17 protein-coding genes and 2 tRNA genes are annotated in these 18,730 nt (G+C 44.3%); 9 read left to right on the top strand and 10 right to left on the bottom strand.

Annotated features, from left to right (window positions below; genetic code table 11):
* The first annotated feature begins 181 nt into the window (after positions 1 to 181).
* On the top strand, positions 182 to 886 hold the full coding sequence (locus CLV25_RS07530) for a 2-phosphosulfolactate phosphatase (RefSeq protein ID WP_131839027.1): 705 nt from the start codon (positions 182 to 184) through the stop codon (positions 884 to 886).
* A gap of 1 nt (position 887) precedes the next feature.
* On the opposite strand, the gene CLV25_RS07525 is transcribed toward CLV25_RS07530, so the two are convergent.
* The 8 genes from CLV25_RS07525 to CLV25_RS16130 all read right to left on the bottom strand — a co-directional run bounded on the left by CLV25_RS07525 (position 888) and on the right by CLV25_RS16130 (position 8,761).
* Complete coding sequence (locus CLV25_RS07525) at positions 888 to 1,838, bottom strand: tRNA dihydrouridine synthase (protein WP_131839026.1); 951 nt, start codon at positions 1,836 to 1,838, stop codon at positions 888 to 890.
* 8 nt (positions 1,839 to 1,846) lie between these two features.
* Positions 1,847 to 3,112: an MFS transporter gene (locus CLV25_RS07520; protein WP_131839025.1), complete on the bottom strand. Its 1,266-nt coding sequence runs from the start codon at positions 3,110 to 3,112 to the stop codon at positions 1,847 to 1,849.
* A gap of 164 nt (positions 3,113 to 3,276) precedes the next feature.
* Positions 3,277 to 3,350 (bottom strand) — tRNA-Arg (locus CLV25_RS07515).
* A gap of 143 nt (positions 3,351 to 3,493) precedes the next feature.
* A tRNA-Arg gene (locus tag CLV25_RS07510) sits at positions 3,494 to 3,567 on the bottom strand.
* 97 nt (positions 3,568 to 3,664) lie between these two features.
* A complete protein-coding gene (gene rplS / locus CLV25_RS07505) occupies positions 3,665 to 4,021 on the bottom strand; it encodes a 50S ribosomal protein L19 (protein WP_131839024.1) in 357 nt (118 codons plus the stop codon).
* Between the two features lie 174 nt (positions 4,022 to 4,195).
* Entirely contained in the window at positions 4,196 to 5,935 is a 1,740-nt protein-coding gene (locus CLV25_RS07500) for a dipeptidase (protein WP_131839023.1), read from the bottom strand.
* A gap of 489 nt (positions 5,936 to 6,424) precedes the next feature.
* Entirely contained in the window at positions 6,425 to 7,036 is a 612-nt protein-coding gene (locus tag CLV25_RS07495) for a hypothetical protein (RefSeq protein ID WP_131839022.1), read from the bottom strand.
* Between the two features lie 24 nt (positions 7,037 to 7,060).
* The gene (locus tag CLV25_RS16130; protein WP_165877028.1) at positions 7,061 to 8,761 is read right to left on the bottom strand and encodes a M23 family metallopeptidase; all 1,701 of its coding nucleotides are present in this window, start codon (positions 8,759 to 8,761) and stop codon (positions 7,061 to 7,063) included.
* A 219-nt stretch (positions 8,762 to 8,980) separates the two neighbouring features.
* On the opposite strand from CLV25_RS16130, the gene CLV25_RS07485 reads away from it, so the two are divergent.
* The 3 genes from CLV25_RS07485 to rny all read left to right on the top strand — a co-directional run bounded on the left by CLV25_RS07485 (position 8,981) and on the right by rny (position 11,380).
* Positions 8,981 to 9,271: a hypothetical protein gene (locus CLV25_RS07485; protein ID WP_131839020.1), complete on the top strand. Its 291-nt coding sequence runs from the start codon at positions 8,981 to 8,983 to the stop codon at positions 9,269 to 9,271.
* A gap of 20 nt (positions 9,272 to 9,291) precedes the next feature.
* A complete protein-coding gene (locus CLV25_RS07480; protein WP_131839019.1) occupies positions 9,292 to 9,585 on the top strand; it encodes a cell division protein ZapA in 294 nt (97 codons plus the stop codon).
* 259 nt (positions 9,586 to 9,844) lie between these two features.
* Positions 9,845 to 11,380 carry a ribonuclease Y gene (rny, locus tag CLV25_RS07475; RefSeq protein ID WP_131839018.1) on the top strand — a complete coding sequence of 512 codons (1,536 nt, stop codon included), beginning with the start codon at positions 9,845 to 9,847 and terminating at the stop codon, positions 11,378 to 11,380.
* Positions 11,381 to 11,434: 54 nt separating this feature from the next.
* Here rny and CLV25_RS07470 read toward each other — a convergent pair whose 3' ends face one another.
* Positions 11,435 to 12,265, bottom strand: coding sequence for a CvfB family protein (locus CLV25_RS07470; protein WP_131839017.1), 831 nt, complete (start codon positions 12,263 to 12,265; stop codon positions 11,435 to 11,437).
* 409 nt (positions 12,266 to 12,674) lie between these two features.
* Between CLV25_RS07470 and nagB the strand changes: the two genes are divergently transcribed.
* Positions 12,675 to 14,663, top strand: a complete 1,989-nt coding sequence (nagB, locus tag CLV25_RS07465) for a glucosamine-6-phosphate deaminase (RefSeq protein WP_131839016.1) — start codon at positions 12,675 to 12,677, stop codon at positions 14,661 to 14,663.
* A gap of 163 nt (positions 14,664 to 14,826) precedes the next feature.
* On the top strand, positions 14,827 to 15,354 hold the full coding sequence (locus CLV25_RS07460; protein WP_131839015.1) for an NUDIX hydrolase: 528 nt from the start codon (positions 14,827 to 14,829) through the stop codon (positions 15,352 to 15,354).
* Here CLV25_RS07460 and CLV25_RS07455 read toward each other — a convergent pair.
* Positions 15,292 to 15,750 carry a hypothetical protein gene (locus CLV25_RS07455; RefSeq protein WP_131839014.1) on the bottom strand — a complete coding sequence of 153 codons (459 nt, stop codon included), beginning with the start codon at positions 15,748 to 15,750 and terminating at the stop codon, positions 15,292 to 15,294. The two genes, CLV25_RS07460 and CLV25_RS07455, sit on opposite strands and share 63 nt — an antisense overlap.
* A 195-nt stretch (positions 15,751 to 15,945) precedes the next feature.
* On the opposite strand from CLV25_RS07455, the gene CLV25_RS07450 reads away from it, so the two are divergent.
* Genes CLV25_RS07450 through CLV25_RS07440 form a run of 3 tightly spaced genes read left to right on the top strand, consistent with a single transcriptional unit; the run spans position 15,946 to position 18,292 of the window.
* Positions 15,946 to 16,941, top strand: a complete 996-nt coding sequence (locus CLV25_RS07450; protein WP_131839013.1) for a PhoH family protein — start codon at positions 15,946 to 15,948, stop codon at positions 16,939 to 16,941.
* Positions 16,928 to 17,317: a 6-carboxytetrahydropterin synthase QueD gene (gene queD, locus CLV25_RS07445; RefSeq protein WP_207895603.1), complete on the top strand. Its 390-nt coding sequence runs from the start codon at positions 16,928 to 16,930 to the stop codon at positions 17,315 to 17,317. Before CLV25_RS07450 ends, queD begins: the two co-directional genes overlap by 14 nt.
* An 18-nt stretch (positions 17,318 to 17,335) precedes the next feature.
* Positions 17,336 to 18,292, top strand: a complete 957-nt coding sequence (locus CLV25_RS07440) for a phosphoribosylaminoimidazolesuccinocarboxamide synthase (RefSeq protein ID WP_131839012.1) — start codon at positions 17,336 to 17,338, stop codon at positions 18,290 to 18,292.
* Positions 18,293 to 18,730 lie beyond the last annotated feature (438 nt).

Raw genomic sequence — 18,730 nt, 5'->3', positions numbered from 1 at the left:
GAAAAAACTAGCCTAGGCTTTGCATAGATGGAGGTCTTACAATTGTTTGTAAGACCTCCTTTTTGTATTTTTAGATCTTATAGGAAGAGACTATATGAAGCACCCATGTTTCACTAGCTCAAATGCGAATGAATAAAACGCTAGTATGGGTGTTTTTTCCAACCGTTTAAATATTAATTAGATGAAAGTCGAGGTTATTTTACATGCTGGCCTTCTTGATGGTTACGATTTTGAAGGCAAGGAGGTTGTGGTTATTGATGCTTTTAGGGCAACTAGCGTTATTGTTGAAGGATTGCATAATGGTGCTAAATCTATAATTCCGGTTGAAAGCGTCGAGGAAGCGATGTCAATTAAAGCGGAAAACCCAGAAGTTGTTTTGGGAGGCGAAAGAGATGGTATTCTAATTGAAGGTTTCGATTTAGATAACTCTCCATTAAACTATTTACCAGAAAAGATAAAGAGTAGGGACATTGTCCTTACAACAACAAATGGTACTCGAACCTTAAAAGGCGTTGTTGGTGCATCTGCCGTTTACTTAGGGGCGTTTTTAAATGCATCGGCAGTTGCTCGTCGAGTTTCCAATGCAAACGGCTTAGTGCTTGTTTGCAGCGGCTCGGAGAATACCGTATCACTCGAAGATTCGGTATGTGCAGGTGCAATTATATACTCGTTGGAGTCTCAAGTATCCATAAAATGGACTGATACGGCATATATGCTAAAGTCGCTGTTCAGCGATAATAGAGACAATCTAGGTGAGTTTCTTTCAGAGGGAGAGCATTACAGAGAACTTGTGGCTCACGGTTTTGAAAAGGATGTACAGTTCTGCCTTCAGCTCAACAAGCGCTCTGTTGTCCCATGCTACGATGGAACAACAGTTAAGCGTTAACCTATTCGAATTCTCGCGAAGCCTTGGCGAAAAGGTCGTTGGCAGCCGCTTGGTAGTTGGCCACAGTTCCTGCCTTTACGGTCTTTTTTACGAGTTGCTTGAGGTCGGGTAGAAATGCTATTTCAAAGTAATCCCAGTAGGGCTTTATTTTATTCATAAGATGGCTTGGACCGCTTAATGAAGCCGAGAACTCATCAAAAAGGAGGTTGTGAACCTGTTTTACGGCTAGGGCAACCTCTTTTCTGCTTGGCTCTGCACCTTCAATAGTTTTAAAGATTATTGGGTTTGAAATGGCACCTCGGCCAATCATCCACGAATCTACAAAGGGGAAACGCTCTTTTAGACCTTCCAATTGAGCTACAGTGCAGATGTCGCCGCTATAGCCAACGGGGGCCTTTAGCATCTTGGCGTATCGCTCAAAAGCATTCATGTCTACCTCTCCCTTGTACTGCTGCTTGCCGTATCGGGGGTGAATAATCACCTCTGCAAGGTCGTACTTGTTGAGGATAGGGATTACGGCCTCCAGCTCTTCGCTGTTCGACCAGCCTAGCCTAATCTTAACAGAAATCCTAATGCCAACCTGTAGTGCTGCAGCCAGTATCTCATCAATCTTTTCGGGGAAGGGGATTAGGCCGCTGCCCATTTGCTTGGTGGCAACAGGCGGAAAGGGGCATCCCATGTTGATGTTGGCCTCTTCGAATCCTAACTCTTTAAAGCGGTTCAGAACGGTGCATATCTCCTCGCTATTGCTCCCCAATACCTGAGGAATTAGCGGCTGGTTGCCATCTATCGACTTTACAATATCCTTTAAAACCTTTTCGCCTTCTTTACGGTAGCGCTTGGCATCAATAAACGGGCTGAATACCTTGGTTACGTTGCCATTTGCCTGTACTATGTACGATCGGAATATGCTATTCGTGAAGCCTTGAATGGGGGCGAGGTAAAGTTTCATTGGTATTATTAAGATTGTATTTTCTGTTGCACAAATTTATACCTAAAAAGGTAATTTATGGACATTGCCATAAAGATAACGCTCGAAATGATAATGGTTAGCTGTAGCCCGATGTGTTGAGCTGCAAATCCAAGTAAAAGGCTGCCTATTGGCGTTAAACCTAGGAAGGATACGTTGTAAAGCGATACCATCCGACCTCGGAATTCGCTTTTGGAGTATACCTGGATGATTGTATTCGATGAGGCAAACTGCGAAATCATCCCAAACCCGGCAATGGCCAGCGCAATATAGGCTATGCTTATCATGCTCGATGAAGAAAAGATGATAATGCCTCCACTTAGCAGAATGCCAGCAATGCCGATTAGACGCACCAACTTTAGAGGAGTGGATATTTGGCCGAGAACAACCGCTCCTATTAGTGCACCAAGCCCAAATGCCCCAGATAGTAAACCTAACGTTTTAGAATCGCCGCTAAATACATCCTTGGCAAACGCAGGCATTAGGTTTTGAAAGGGAAGGCAAAGCAGGCTGCTAAGGAATACGATGAGGAATATTTGTCGGAATCCTGCATTGCTTTGGGCGTATCTTATTCCATTCATCAGTTCGTCGGTTATTGCCTTGGGACTAAAGTTTTGCTTTAGCACTTGTGTCGTTTTTATCCTTATGGAGAGCAGCGCAATAATGATTGCTAAAAAGCTGAGGCTATTCACCAAAAAGCATACACCTTCGCCAAATGCTGATATAAGAAATCCGGCAAGGGCTGGTCCAACCAATCGCGATGTATTTACCATAATGGAGTTGAGAGCAACCGCGTTGGAAAGATGCTCCTTGTTGTCCAACAAGTCAGATAGAATGGAATGACGGAAAGGTGTGTCGAAGGCTACCACCAGGCCGTTTATTACCGACAGAAAAACTATTATACCAACCGTAATGGTATTGGTAAGGGTTAGGGTTGCAAAAAGCAGGGCTACCATCATCATGGTTAGCTGGGTGAAGAGCATTACCTTTTTACGGTTTAGCTTATCGGCAAAAACACCGGCAAACGGGGTGATAAGCAGCGCAGGTATTTGCGAGCTGAAGCCTACAACACCAAGAAGTGCGATAGAGCCCGTTAGGCGATAAACCAGCCATCCCATGCCGATGTTTTGAACCCACGAACCGATAAACGATGTAGTTTGTCCAAGAAAGAACTTGCGAAAATTGGGAGAACTTAACGAGATAAACCCATTCTTGATGCTATTGATAAAGGTTTCATATCGGAGTGAAACAAACATTGGCGGCAAAATTCGTTTGTAAATTGGGTTTACGTTGAGCTTTGCAAAAATACCCTTTATGTGGTTACCTTATTGTTACCGGCTGGTTTTAGCTCGATTTTAACGGTTTGTTCGGATGGGAATTGCATAAATGAAAAAGGCACCCAATGGTGGATGCCTTTTTGTGATTCCGACAGGATTCAAACCTGTAACCTTCTGATCCGTAGTCAGATGCTCTATTCAGTTGAGCTACGGAACCGTTTTTCGCGATTGCGTTGCAAAGGTAAATATTGCAACCGAATTTCCTAGTCTTTGCTTTGTCAAAAACTCTTAACAAAACTCTCGGCAAAACTAAGATCTCTCATATAACGAGAAAAGGCATCCGATGGTGGATGCCTTTTGTGATTCCGACAGGATTCAAACCTGTAACCTTCTGATCCGTAGTCAGATGCTCTATTCAGTTGAGCTACGGAACCGTTTTTCGCGATTGCGTTGCAAAAGTACGCAACTTTTTCGATTCTGCAAGGGTTTCAAAAGAAAAAACCGGATTTTTCATCCGGTTTTAGTCTTTTCTTAGCCGAGGTTAACTCTTCTTTCTTTGATTCTAGCCTTCTTTCCGGTTAGAGCGCGTAGGTAGAAGATTCTAGCTCTGCGTACCTTACCGTACTTGTTGATCTCGATGCTATCGATGAAAGGAGAGAAGTAAGGAAAAATTCTTTCTACCCCAATACCGTCAGAAATCTTACGAACGGTAAAGGTTTGGGTGGTACCACTACCTCTGCGTTGTAGCACTACACCGCGGAAGTTTTGAAGTCTTTCCTTGTTACCTTCTTTGATTTTGTAGGTAACGGTGATTGTATCACCACTCTTAAATTCTGGGTATTCCTTTTTTTGAAGGAATGCTTCCTCAGCAATTTTAATTAAATCCATCGTTTAAAGTACTTTAAAGATTACCTATGGCAATATTACCGACGCCTATGTTCTGGCAAGAGATTGCACACAGAGGCTGCAAAGATAACGATTATTTTTTATACTCAAGCAATTAGTTGAAAGCCATTTTATAGTAAAAAAGCTAGGGGTTAACCTAGCTTTTCTATGGGATTTTTAGTCTACTACTTTTAGTCTATCTCCTGCCTGATCCTTTACCGCTCGTTTCCACCATTCGGGATAGCCGGGCTGAAGTGGGAATGCAGGCATGTTTTCGTTGTATCCGTTGGTTTCGAACTTGCCATCTTTTTCCTTCTTTATGTTACCGTCGATGTACTTTACGAGAAGGTATTCGTCCAGCTCTTTCCAGCGGTTGAATGTTTTGGAGGCTGTGCTGTTGGTGTATTCGGTTAGCAGGTCTACTGCCTTCGATGGGTTTTCCTTGTAGAGCTCTAGCGCCTTGCTCTCAACGCTGGCGGTAGAAGCAAAGTGGCCGATCTCCAGCTCCTGCTGTGCCTTTAGAAGGTCGGGATACATCATGCTGTATCGTCCGTAAACGTAGTTGGTAACCCTGTTGAAGAGCCAAAATGCCGATGTTGGGCTGTACTTTACCATGCTTCCGTTGCCAACCTTGTAGTTGTCGGGTATCTGATTTGTGCATGGGTAGATTGGGGTAAATGGTGCGTTGGCAACATCATCAACGGTAAACCAGTACAGACCGCCAATTTCGTTGGGTAGCCACGAGCGGCTTTGGGCAACGTAGGCCCATCCGGTTTGCTGGGTTGCAGTGGCGCGTTCGTTGGTGTATGCTTGTCCGTCAACTTTCCAGGTCATCGGACGCCAGCGGTAGGGGCTAGCGTATGGGCCTGCTCCGCAATCCTTGGTCATATCCATAGATGTACCCTCGTAGTGGTTGCGCATGGCCTGCATTACGTCCTGAACCGAAACTTTTCGGTCGGGCTTTATGTAGAGCGGCATTCTATTCTTAAGGTTGTGTCCGAGCGCATAGTCTTCGTACTTGCTCATCCCCGGGTCGAATTCTCTAAAGAACGACCAAACGCGCGCTTCGCAGCCGCGAGCACCTCCAAAATCGAGTGGAGCGTAGGTGTCGGAGAAGCTAAACTCGGCATCGCTTCCGGTGAAGAACCCTTTTTCGCGGGCAAAGCTAATCACGTCGTGAGCGTAAACGTACTCGATATTGGGCTCAAAGATCTTTTTAAGGTTTTTCGAGCTAATCGAGTTCTTGCTGGCCTTCTCGAGGGGGAAGGTGGTTATGCGTGCATGGTTGGCATGGCCCGATATGTATCCGTCGGGGATTCGAACGGCCACCCAAACGGCTCCTTTGTACTTGTTGAAGCGGAGGTTGGTTTTCTTGTCAGCAACCATTTGGGTTCCTTTTCCGATGATCTCGAAAACCCATGCTTCGTTGGGGTCGACAATGGAAATAGACTCACCCTCGGAGTAGTAGCCGTACTTTTCTACCAGCTCGGCCATTGTTTTAATCGCCTCGCGAGCGTTTTTTGCGCGCTGTAGCGTGGCGTAAATCAGAGTGCCGTAGTCGATAAGACCGGTGGTGTCGGCAAGGCCTTCGCGCCCTCCGTAGGTCGATTCGCCAATTATTAGCTGATGCTCGTTCATGTTACCCACTACCTGGTAGGTTTGCGGTGCTTCCGGAATCTGTCCAAGGAATTTGCCCGTATCCCATTCGTGGATTGTGCGCATTGTGCCTGGGGCGTGTATGCCTCGGGCGTAGAAGTAGAGCTCCCCGAAAAGGGTATGCGAGTCGGCAGAGTAGGAGAGGATGCACGAGCCATCCTTCGACGCTCCTTTGGTAACGATGTAGTTGGTACATGCATCGGCAACATTGGTGGTGAGCGCAGCTCCTGCCAAAAGAAGTGCTAAAGCTTTAACGTTCATGTGTCGTGTTTTTAGAATTGGGACAAATGTATAAAATTGGGTGAAAGATCATGCTGTGTTTCTGCAGTAAATGGATGTTGGTTGCTAGGTTGCCCTTGCTGCTGATGCGCTTGCTCCGACGTTGAGCTCTAGAGCATCGTGTCGGAGTGCTAAGCCTTCGTGTCTCAGCTCTAGAGCATCGTGTCCGAGTACTAAGCCTTCGTGCCTCAGGTCTAGAGCTCCGTGTCCGAGTGCTAGGGCATCGTGCCTGAGCTTTTTAGCTCCGTGTCTGAGTGCTAGAGCGTCGTGTCCGAGTGTTTTAACATTGTGTCCGAATGCTAGAGCATCGTACCTAAGCCCTAAGGCTCTGTATTTCTTCTACGTTCCCATGCTCTGGTGGCGCAGCGTTGTGCGCCTACCGCAGGTATTAGCAGGTAAGGAGCCGATTCATCCGTGTGGGCAAACATTTTGCAGCTAGGCCCTCCATTTTTATTGGCTCCTATTTTCGAGCTACTTCTGAACCATTATTTTGGTTAGCTTATCCGAAGCCCTGTTTATGGCCCACATTAGCGATCCATCCTTAACCTCATCGGTATTTGCGGTAAACCCGTCGAGGAATGCTTCGTTTAGGGTAACCTCCGACTCTACATCAACGTCAATCTTATCCATGGGTATGATGGATGTGTTGCGAAAGGGGGTAAATGTCATCTTTACAGATATCTTAGCCTTGCTGGAATCAACCATTTGTATTAACGCTATTTCGATGTCTAGCTTATAGTAGAACTTGGATACGTTGGTTTTTACAGCTTTTGTTATGGCGATGTCTGGGAATCCAAACGAGTTGGTCGTCGCTTTGTTGCCAAAGCATTGAAGAGGGAGCACGTTTACCCCTTTTGCTTTCATGCTGCTTTCTACAGAGTAGTAGCAGAGGAAGTGGAACTTGTTTTCGCCCTTTGGAGAGGCAAGGAACGATGGGTTCGACTTCTCTATAATCTCCCGGACATCTTTCTTTAGATCTAGATTTAAGCTTATCAGCGCAAGCTCCTTGTTGGTAAAGTCGTAGGCCAAAGCTTGAGCTGTTGCCAGCACAACCGCTATGGCGAGTAATGCAAACTTTTTCATGTGGAATTCCTTTTCGTTTTGCTTTTAAAAGTAGAATAAACTTTTGATAAACCCGATGTTCCCCACTTTATCGGCTATGTAAAATTCGATTTCGTGTTTTCGGCCCGTTCCTATTCGTTCCTCGTCCAGCCTTACGATGGCAAGGCTGTTTTTTGTGTCGTATTCGGCTACTGCCCATTTTCCATCGATGTAAACGTCAAATGTGTCGATGCCTGTTTTGTCATCGCTAACCGCGAAGAGGAGAACCCCATTTGTGGGGATTAGTGCTCCCAGAACCTTTTGGCGAGGCTCAACTTTTGGCGCAGTTGTGTCTACATCAACAAAAAAGCGCCCAAACTCGCTGCTGGTTGTGCTGATGGAGCCATTACTGTAGTCTCCGCCAATGTAGGAGAAGGTAGTGTTGCTGCCGCGGGCAACAAAAGCCTTCTCGGCAAGCTCGCTAGGAATGCTGGTTCTTACCTTTAATTCGAGCTCAGCGTGCAAAGGCTGGCACTTGTCTCCAACGATAATTGCTTTGCTAAACGCCCTAGGGTTGGGCTCTTCATGGTAGGAAACAAGCATGCTGTTGTAAGCCGATTTTCCAGGTATGTTTACGGTCGCATTTTTGCCTATGATCAGATTCTGTTTTTTGAAGAAGAAGACAGGGATTCCTTCTTTTAACGTTCTTCTTTTATGGATTTTCCCCTCTTCTCTTTTTACCCAAACGGAGGCATTCGCCTCGTTTCCGTTGCTGTCTATTGCCTTAATTGATATTCGGCATGGTTTGTTGTCCGAAAGGGTTACCATACCATTACCATTCATTCCAGATAGGATTGAGAGCTTGTTGTTGGGATCTTTGAATGCGCGTACTACCTCCCTTTTCTTCGTACAGAACAGGTCGTAGTCTACTACCGAATTAATATACTTTGATTCGTCAAAGGCAAATCTGGTCATATCGAAATTGAAGAGAATAGCGCTGTCAACTTTTGCCTCAACTTGCCTTACAAGGTATTCGTTGGAAGAGTTGGGCATGCTGTCGTACGATTCAATGCCAATAAAGAACGAGGACGGAACAGCGATGGTGTCGTCCTCCGGAGATCCTTCTTTAAACGAAATTTCCTTGTAGACTTGCGGCAGCGGAACACCTTGAACGGAGTCTATCTGGTAGACAAGAACTCGTTTAATCTTGGGAGGAATGCTATCTCCAATCGAAACGAATTTGTATGCAAGAGGGTTTAGAGGCTCTTCCGTTTTTTGATCTCGGATCTCAAAGTGGAGATGAGGTCCCTCTGATGAGCCTGAGTTGCCGCTGTAGCCGATAAGATCACCCTTTTTTACCGGGAAACGCTTTTTATCAGGGAAAACATTGATAGAAAAGCTTTCGGCTAAGTACTGCTGTTCTTTTACGTACTTTTCTATTTCGGGAGCAAAACTGTCGAGATGGGCGTAAACGGAGGTGTATTTTAAGCCATGGTTTAAGTACGCTGCTCTTCCAAATCCGAAAGGGCTAACAAAAATTCGTGCAACATAGCCATCTTCTACGGCGTAAACGGGTATTCCTATTCGCGACTCGGTACGGTAGTCTAGTCCCGAATGAAAATGATTTTTTCGAAGTTCTCCAAAATTTGCCGAGAGCTTAGGCTCTATTCGCATGGGAGGAAAAAAGGAGACGCTCGTCTGTCCCCTCGCAATATCGTTTAATAGTATAAAAGCTAACGCTACTATTGTGCCTTTAATAAACTTCATTTCAAGCATATTTTGTATAGCCGCTTAACAGGTGTTTCTCGCAGTATTTTGAATGTTCACAGCTTTGTTGCTGCCTGCTTTTTTATCCAACACCCAACAGCTCTAACCATACAAAAGAAATCTTTTTTGCCTATTAAAATTGTTCAATGCGCAAATAAATCAAACTAAATTTTTATTTTTACCATTGTAGTTGTAGTTTTGTAACCAAACATTGGAAGAATGAGCGAAAATCGAATCGACATAGTTTTTAAGCTAAAGGCGAAGATTTACCGTCTCATATCAACCTATGAAAGCTTAAAGGAGAAGCATGCCGAAGCCTTGAGCCAAGTTGCTAGGCTCGAAAAGGAACTAGCGATGAAGGAGAAGGACTTAAAGATGTTAAGGAATGAGAATGAAAAGTTGAAGCTGGCAAAGGCTTTCACCTCTTCTGACGAATCCAAAGAGGCAAAACTCCAAATAAGCAAAATTGTGCGGGAAATTGACAAGTGCATCGCCTTACTCAATAAGTAAAACGCATTACAAATCCTGATATGGAGGACAAACTTTCAATTCGTGTAAATGTAGCCGACAGATTCTACCCTCTGAAGATCGATCGATTGGATGAAGAAAAAATCCGTAAAGCTGCAAAAATGATAAATGAAAGGCTTACTCAGTACCAGCAACGTTATGCCGATAAGGACACTCAAGATCTGTTGGCTATGGCTGCATTGCAGTTTGTTATCAGGATGCTGGATGGTGAAAATAAGTTCGAAAATTCTCCAATATTGGAGGAATTAGAAGAGCTAAATAAAGAGATTGACGTATACTTAAGTAAAGTAGAATAGCACACGATCTTTGATAAAATATTAGCCCGCACGGCTCTCTTATCACTTTGCGAAACTCAACACTAACTAGTTAGGAGCATTCGCTTCGTTGACGTAGGACAGGCCTTACTCCAGTTCGCTGGAGTCTTCTTCGGAAGACGTTGGAAGTCGCAAATCAACTGCTTGCTCCGCCCTTGAAATACGGGGTTTTCGTCAAAATCTGTAAGAAAGCTGGGCGGGCTTTTTTGTGAAATTAATTAAACACTATATACACAAGAGCATGATAACTGACATTATAGTTGCAATTGCCTCCTTGGTTGTTGGTGGAGCTATCTCTTATGTTCTTTTTAGCAAAGTTGTGACTAAGCGAAAGGATAAAATTATTAGAGAAGCAGAAGCCGAGGCTGAGGTTATAAAGAAGGATAAAATCCTTCAGGCTAAGGAGAAATTCCTACTTATGCGTGCTGAGCACGAGAAGGTTGTAAACGAGAAGAATACGAAGATCTTACAAGCTGAAAATAGGAATAAGCAAAAAGAACTTCAGATAAACCAGCGTTTGGAGGAATACCAGCGCAAACAAAAAGAGCTAAATGTTCTTCGTGATAATCTTGCTGCTCAAATGGAGTTGGTTGAGAAGCGCACCGAAGAACTAGACAAAATGCATAAGCAGCATATTGAGAAGCTTGAGCAGATTTCGAGTATGTCTGCCGAAGAGGCAAAGAATATGCTGGTTGATACGCTTAAAAACGAGGCAAAATCGCAGGCTATGTCCTACATCAACGAGATTGTAGACGAGGCAAAGATGACTGCCAATAAGGAGGCAAAGCGTATCGTTATTCAGTCTATTCAGCGAGTGGCAACCGAAACGGCAATTGAGAATTCGGTTACTGTATTCAATATTGATAGCGACGAAATTAAGGGGCGTATTATTGGACGCGAAGGCCGTAATATTAGGGCGCTTGAGGCAGCCACCGGGGTTGAAATTATAGTTGATGATACTCCAGAAGCAATTATTCTATCTGCATTTGATCCTGTTCGTCGCGAAATTGCTCGTCTTGCTCTTCACCAGCTGGTTACTGATGGCCGCATTCACCCTGCTCGTATCGAAGAGGTGGTGGAGAAGGTGAAAAAGCAAATTGAAGAGGAAATTGTAGAAGTTGGTAAGCGTACTACGATAGACCTTGGTATTCACGGTTTGCATCCGGAGCTTATCCGTTTGATAGGAAAGATGAAGTACCGTTCGTCTTACGGACAGAACCTGCTACAGCACTCGCGCGAAGTTGCCAACTTGTGTTCAATAATGGCATCGGAGTTAGGTCTTAATCCTAAGTTGGCCAAACGTGCTGGTTTACTTCACGATATAGGAAAGGTGCCCGATGATGAGCCAGAGTTGCCACACGCAATCCTCGGTATGAAACTAGCCGAGAAGTTTAAAGAAAAGCCAGATATCTGTAATGCAATTGGAGCCCACCACGACGAAGTGGAAATGACCACAATGATAGCCCCAATTATTCAGGTGTGCGACGCTATTTCAGGCGCAAGACCAGGTGCTCGTCGAGAGGTTGTTGAATCGTATATTAAGCGCCTAAAAGAGATGGAAGATTTAGCACTTTCGTATCCAGGGGTGCTTAAAACTTATGCAATTCAGGCTGGTAGAGAACTTCGTGTAATTGTAGGAAGCGAAAAGGTTAGCGATGCCGATTCAGAAAAGATGGCATTTGAAATAGCCAAAAAGATTCAGGATGAAATGACTTATCCAGGACAGGTTAAGATTACAGTAATTCGTGAAACACGTGCAATTAGCTACGCTAAATAGTTTCAACGAAAAAAATATACTCAATAAAAAAGGGAACTTTAAAAGTTCCCTTTTTTATTTGTTTTGAATAATCTGTTCGTTTCCTAGAGTAATTCTCCCTTCTTTAAACAGCATTCCAAGAGTTCGCTTAAATACTTTTTTGCTTACTCCAAATTCGCGATAGATAATAGCTGCATCTGTTTTATCTCCAAAGGGAAGTGTTCCGCTATTCTCTTCAAGACGTTTTAGGATAGTTTGTCCTAGGTCCTCAACTTCATTTTTTTCGGACGAATGCAGCGTTATGTCGAGCTTTCCGTCGGAACGAACCTCTTTAATGTAGGCATCAAGTCTATCTCCTATTTCTATTGGTTTGAACACCTCGTTTTTGAAAAGGAGACCCCAGAACTCGTTATCAACAACAACTTTGTAACCTAGGTCGGTTATCTCCGCAATAACAATCTCAACCTCGTCTCCTGCCTTGTAGTTGCTCCCGTGATCTTTAATAAACTTGTTCAGCTTAGTTGTTCCTACAATACGGCCGCTTTTTTCGTCGATGTAAATCCAAATAACAGCTTTTTGTCCAACCGAAAGTCGGGTTCTTTGCTCTGAATTTGGGACTAACAAGTCCTTATCTAGCCCCCAATCGAGAAAGCCACCAGCCGAGCCATTGGCTACAACTTTAAGTGTCGCAATTTGATCAACACAAGCATATGGGATTTGGGTTGTTGCAATAGGGCGTCCTTCGTTGTCGTGGTATAGAAATACACGTATGCTGTCGCCTTCTTTAATATCTTCAGGTAGAAATTTGTTTGGCATCAGAATTTCTTCTTTCCCATCTGTCAAATATGCTCCAAATTCGAGCATCTTGGACACCCTTAATCTGTTAAATTGTCCAATTCGTATCATTGTTCAAATTTTGCTCAAAGTTAGGTAAAACTGATGACTTTTTTGTTCCTATATGTAGTTTTACTTGGTATGATCGATAATCGTAAGTTGATGTTTTTTTATGCTTTTCAAGGTGGATAAATGCAAATAGTTGCATTCGTTTTTTTGCTCTTTTTGTACACGTGTAAATGCTAGTAGAACAATATTGTATGTATGTGTTGTACGTGTGGGTTTATGCTAGATTAGTTTGGTTGAATAAACAATTTAATGAAGTTAAGGTTAACTCTTTGCAGATATTAGAGATTTTGATGCGAATGATGTGCTATATTGCAGCATAATTAGAAAGATTTTCGAGCATGTTATGCATGAAAGTATATGCAAGATGTAAAGGATGCATAATGCTAGAAGAACAAGTAATTACATAAGTGCCATGAACAAAACTGACGAAGTAATACAGAAGTATTACAATCCATTTGAGTATGCATCTCCTTTTAGGAATGGTGCAGAGCCAGAGTCTATTAGAGAGCGTTACGAACGAATACCTACTGCAATATATCCAACTGCAAGTGAGGCTGTAAAAATAGTTGCGAAAGAAGTTGCTAACCTTATTACAAGTAAGGCACAGAAAGGGGAAATGTGTGTGCTTGGTCTTGCAACTGGATCTTCGCCAATTCCTTTTTACAAGGAACTTGTTCGAATGCACAAAGAAGAGGGGCTGTCGTTTAAAAATGTGGTGACTTTTAACTTGGATGAATACTATCCAATGGAGCCTACCGCAAAGCAGAGTTACGTTCGTTTTATGAACGAGAATCTGTTTGATCATATAGATATCCTTCCTGAGAATGTTAATATTCCAGATGGAACCCTTCCTGTTGATAAGGTTACCGATTTCTGCAAGAAGTACGATGCAAAAATTGATAGCTATGGAGGATTAGACCTTCAGGTTTTAGGTATTGGTCGTACAGGGCATATTGGTTTTAATGAGCCAGGTTCGCTGCTCAACTCGCCAACACGTATGGTATCACTTGATCCTCTTACACGTTTTGACGCTGCTTCCGATTTTGGAGGAGAGGAAAATGTACCTCGCAAGGCTATTACAATGGGGGTTGCTTCTATTATGAAAGCAAAAAGAATCGTTCTTTTTGCATGGGGCGATGCTAAGGCTGAGATAATAAGGAAAGCAGTTGAAGGGCCAGTTTCTGAGCAGATTCCAACAACATTCCTGCAACTTCATCCAAACACCAATATTCTTTGCGATTTTGGAGCCGCAATGGAACTTACTCGCGTTAAGCATCCTTGGTTGGTTGGTTCTTGTGTTTGGCATCCACGTTTGATTCGCAAGGCTGTGGTTTGGTTATGCCAAGAGTTAGGGAAGCCAATTCTTAAGTTAACCGATGCGGATTACAGAGAGCACGGTTTAAGCGAACTTCTTGAGGAGTACGGATACGCTAGCACCGTTAACATAAAGGTGTTTAACGATCTTCAGCATACCATTTCGGGATGGCCCGGAGGTAAGCCTAATGCTGACGATGCAACTCGTCCTGAGCGTGCGCTACCTTTCCCTAAGAAGGTTGTTATTTTCTCGCCTCACCCCGATGATGATGTTATCTCGATGGGAGGAACGTTTGCTCGATTGATTAACCAAGGGCATGATGTGCATGTGGCATACCAGGTTTCTGGAAATATTGCCGTATTTGATGATTATGCGCTTCGATTCCTCGACTTCTTGAGGGATGTACAGCACATATACCATATAAAGGATTTTGATGCAAGTTCGATTTATAACAACGCACAATCAATAATAGCGAACAGAAAGCCTGGCGATGCAGATTCGGATGCGTTGAAAATGCTTAAGGGGGCTATTCGTAGGGGAGAGGCTCGTGCTGCTTGCCGCTATCTTGGATTAGATGAGGCGCACGTTCATTTCCTAGATCTTCCATTCTACGAAACCGGAAAGGTTAAGAAGTCTCCAAAAACACAGGCTGATGTAGATATCGTAAAGAATTTGCTTCAGGAACTTCAACCCCACCAGATTTATGCAGCTGGCGATTTGGCAGATCCGCATGGTACGCATAAGGTTTGCATCGAAACAATAATTGAGGCATGCAAGCAGCTTAAGAATGAGGCATGGTTTAAGGATTGCCGCATTTGGCTATATCGTGGTGCTTGGATGGAGTGGGATCTTGATATGGTTGATATGGCTGTTCCTTTGAGCCCAGAAGAGGTTAAGATTAAGCGTTTGGCTATATATCGCCACCAGTCTCAAAAGGATATGGTTCCATTCCCAGGTAAAGATCCACGCGAGTTCTGGCAGCGTTCGGAGGATAGAAATCATGCAACTGCCGATCTTTACGATAAACTAGGGATGGCAGAGTATCAGGCGATCGAGTGCTTTGTAAGGTACGATCACTTTATCTAGGTCTAGCGCAATAATTAGATTGAAATACAGAGGGGAACTTTCTTTGGGGTAGCTCAATGGAAGTTCCCTTTTTATTTTATAGCTCTTAATGTTGTAAGCGAGGCAGTCGAATCGTTAAACTTGTTAACTTGTAAATGCTAACTTTGCAGAAAATAGACGATAAATGCACCTAACACATCCTCAACAGGTCTTCAAGTTTTGCCCTAAATGCGGATCCGATCACTTTCGATCAAAAGAAGATAACTCGCTTCAGTGTGATGCTTGTGGCTTTCGTTTCTACTACAATGCAGCCTCATCGGTTGCTGCTATAATTTTGGATGAACAAGGACGCCTGCTGTTGACCCGTAGAGCTATAGATCCGTTTAAGGGGACGCTCGATCTTCCTGGTGGATTTGTTAGCGTAGACGAGTCGTCGGAAGAGGCGCTTGCAAGGGAGATTGAGGAGGAACTTGGAGCCGAGGTTTTGGAGTATAGGTATATTAGAAGTTATCCTAATAGGTACGAGTATAGTGGTCTAACAGTTTTCACCAACGATGCTGCCTTTGTATGCACGCTCCGCGACTACACCGTAATTAAACCAGCCGACGATGTTTGTGAGGTTGAGTGGTTCTTCCTTCAGGATGTCAAACTAGAGGATATTGGAATTAAGTCGATTCGGACGATGGTTCGCGACTTTATCGAACATCTTTAGCCTTCTTTTTGACGATTTTATTAGGCTGGAGCTTCGGAAGCGGAGTGCAGCCCAATTCTCATTAATGCTAGCAATTGCTATATCCTTATAGCCTATCTCGTGGAGCGGTTCCCAGCCGACTTCTTTGCTGATGGAGGACTGTATTTTGGATCTCTTTTTGGGGAAAATCATCCAGAGCAAGCCGTCGAATCTTAATTCGTAGATGAAGGGTATGCTGCTCAAAATTTCATCCTCGTTGGTAACAAAACAGAGGGTAAAATCGGTCTCGATAGACGTGGTTATGTAGCCGTTTTCCTGAAGATACCTTTCGAATTCCTCGAATCCTGGAGGGGTATTCAGTATTTTCCCCACCATACCTTCCTTAATCTTCATCTTTTTAAGAAGGTTGCTGTTCATCGTATAACTTATTAGAGTAGCTTATGTAGGGCAAATGTATGCTGACGGGTAGGCTAATATCAAGCACGAGAACAAAAGGTTAGCGATAATTATTGCTATTGCTCTTAGAATTAAAACAATTAAACTGTATGGCCAAAGCGATTGCTTTCAGAATTATTAACTTTGAACCATTACAAACCTCGTACTATTTAGTACATGACCATAGAAAAACTCATTCTGGTAGAAGGTGTTGATACCGTAGAACTGTACGGGCCAGCCAATAGCTACTACAATAAGATAATTAGCTATTTCCCAAAGATAAAGGTCGTGGCTCGCGGCAACAGCATCAAGGTTTTTGGTGAAGAAGTGGAAATTGAGCGTTTTGAGGATAAGCTGATGACGCTCATCGACGTTTACTCAAAGTATCAGCGCGTAAACGAAACCCTAATTGAACAGGTTTTTGAGGATCAGGAGCTGGATATTACCGAAACTATGGACGGAGACGTGCTGGTTTACGGCAATAATGGTCGAATGATTAAGGCGCGAACCATCAACCAAAAGCGTTTGGTTGACCTTTATGACAAGAACGACCTGCTCTTTGCCGTTGGGCCCGCTGGCTCTGGTAAAACTTATACGGCTATTGCCTTAGCGGTTCGGGCGCTCAAGAATAAGGAGGTGAAGCGCATCATCCTTACCCGTCCGGCAGTTGAGGCTGGCGAGAAGCTGGGCTTCCTTCCGGGTGATATGAAGGAGAAGCTCGACCCCTATCTTCAGCCACTCTACGATGCGCTCAACGACATGATTCCCCAGCGAAAGCTCACCACCTACATGGAGGATGGAACGGTTCAAATTGCCCCCTTGGCCTACATGCGCGGTAGAACGCTGGATAACGCGTTTGTAATCCTCGATGAGGCACAAAATACGACGTTTACCCAGCTCAAGATGTTCCTAACCCGTATGGGACGCAACGCCAAATTCATCGTTACGGGCGATATTACCCAGGTTGACCTTCCCCGCAAGTCAGACTCCGGCCTTGCCCGGGGCATCAAAATTCTGAAATCCATAAAGAATATTGGCGTAATTGAGTTCGACACGCGCGATATCGTTCGACACCCGCTGGTAAAGTACATCGTCAACGCATTCGAGGCTGAGATTGAACATGAGGAGGAACTGCGCCGTTTGAGAAGAGAGGAGGAGCGTGGTGAGGGCTAAGTCGATCCGAATTACCAAGATATTCACCTTCGATAGCGCCCACCAGCTGGAGGACTACGAGGGTAAGTGTCGTCAGCTGCACGGCCACACTTACAAGCTGGAGGTTACCGTTAAAGGGGAGATGGGCGAGAACGGCATGGTGTTCGACTTTTCCATCCTTAAAAAGGTGGTTACCGAGAGGGTGATAAACCTGCTCGACCACAAGTACCTGAACGACGTTTTCGACTTTAATCCTACTAGCGAAAACATGGTGGTGTGGATCTTCGAGCAGATTGACGAATGCTTCGTGGGGCAATCCTGCATCCTAGAGTGCATAAAGCTTTGGGAAACGGCTACCAGCTATGCCGAACTAAGGCGAAGCGATATTGAAAATTAATCTACAACAGCAATAGAAATGGCAAAAGCACTTGTTACTACTGATTTTACCTTTCCAGCGCAAACCAGCGTGTATAAAGGCAAGGTTCGTGATGTGTACACCATCAACAACGAGTACATGGTTATGGTTGTATCCGACCGTATCTCGGCATTCGATGTAGTACTGCCTAAGGGAATTCCTTTTAAGGGGCAGGTTCTAAATCAAATTGCAGCAAAGTTTTTGGATGCCACTTCGGATATCGTTCCAAACTGGAAGATTGCTACGCCCGATCCAATGGTTACCGTTGGCATTAGGTGCGAGACGTTCCCCGTGGAGATGATCGTTCGCGGATACCTCTGCGGAAGCGCTTGGCGCGACTACAAGGCTGGCAATAGAATCCTTTGCGGGATTGAACTGCCCGAGGGAATGGTGGAAAACCAGAAGTTCGCCGAGCCGCTGGTAACGCCTACCACCAAGGCCGAGTTGGGCGAGCATGATGCCAACATCTCTAGAGAGGAAATTATCGCCCAAGGATTGGTGTCGAAGGAGGACTACGAGCAGCTCGAGAAATTTGCCATTGCCATTTTCAAGCGTGGTAGCGAGATAGCCGCTCAGCGTGGGCTGATCCTGGTTGATACCAAGTACGAGTTCGGCAAGAAGGATGGCCAAATCTACCTGATCGACGAGGTGCACACCCCCGACTCTTCGCGCTACTTCTATGCTGATGGCTATCAAGAGCGCTTCGAAAAAGGCGAGCCTCAAAAGCAGCTGTCGAAGGAGTTTGTTCGCGAATGGCTGATGGAAAACGGCTTTATGGGCAAGGCCGGGCAGCAGGTTCCCGAAATGACCGACGAGTTTGTCGCATCGGTATCCGAAAGGTACATCGAGCTATACGAGAATATTGTGGGCGAACCCTTCGTTAAGGGAACCGACGAAGATGGCCTCGAAGGCCGTATCGAGGGTAACGTAAACAACTTCCTGAAGAGGCTGATTTAGCTCATCCAATCATAAAAAATAAAAGCCGCATTCTCTGCGGCTTTTATTTTATCAAGACTACTTTTCGTTGTTAGGTTATGTGCTAAATGTGCCCTGTCGTGTTCGACGGGTTTCTTTTATGCGTGCAAAGATATATACGAAAATGATATTTTATAGTAATACATCTTTTTTAGCTCGATATTTTTAGAAATTGACGTTTTAGGCTTCACACAAGTAGTTAGTAAGCGGCTTTATGGTTTACGGCATACGTTTGCATTTCGGCTTCGGTAATCGCCCATACCAGTAGGATGAAGGGAGGCCGAATTGAGGCTCTACCGCTTATTCTCCTTCGGAATTCCCTCTGGAGACTGTTCATGCAACTGTGTCTGCAAAATGATAACGTTAACTTTGCAGACAATGGAAGAGAAAGAAAAAGCAGCGAGCTTCAGCTACGAGGAT

This window comes from Acetobacteroides hydrogenigenes, assembly GCF_004340205.1.
In the GTDB taxonomy this organism is placed as follows: domain Bacteria; phylum Bacteroidota; class Bacteroidia; order Bacteroidales; family ZOR0009; genus Acetobacteroides; species Acetobacteroides hydrogenigenes.
Note: the sequence above shows the minus strand (reverse complement) of the source record. Positions and strands in the feature narration are given on the sequence as shown.